The organism is Bacillus cereus group sp. BfR-BA-01380 (assembly GCF_022663535.1).
In the GTDB taxonomy this organism is placed as follows: Bacteria; Bacillota; Bacilli; order Bacillales; family Bacillaceae_G; genus Bacillus_A; species Bacillus_A cereus_BB.
Map to the genome: position 1 here is coordinate 1 of NZ_JAKUFS010000098.1, position 407 is coordinate 407.

The window sequence follows — 407 nt, forward strand, 5'->3', positions numbered from 1 at the left end:
AGTTGTTTTTCTTTTTCACGGAGAAATCTAGGGTTTTCATATTCTAAGCCATTAGAAAGAACGGCATACTTATGTAATCCCACGTCAATTCCTATCGCATGATTGGTATCGATATCAGATGGTACCACTTGTCTTTCGACGCTGAAAATAGCGTACCATCTTTTCCCTTGACGTTTGAGGATTAGTTGCTTGATTGTCCCTTCGAGTGGTCTATGAAGTAGGATATCTATTTCTCCCAATTTTTTATTGTATAACTTACCGTTATCAGAAAAAGACATCGCATAACGATGCTTTCTGTTTGGTTTGAATCCAAATTGCGGAAACGTCATACTATTGTAATCTTTATACTTTTTCTGTTTTGGATATTTTGCATCTTTACGAAAGAAATGATCAAACGCTTTTTTCAG

At 35.6% G+C, this 407-nt stretch carries 1 pseudogene; it reads right to left on the reverse strand.

The annotated features are described in order from the left end of the window. Positions 1 to 407, reverse strand: a pseudogene (locus MR076_RS26065) (RNA-guided endonuclease TnpB family protein); the annotation flags it as partial.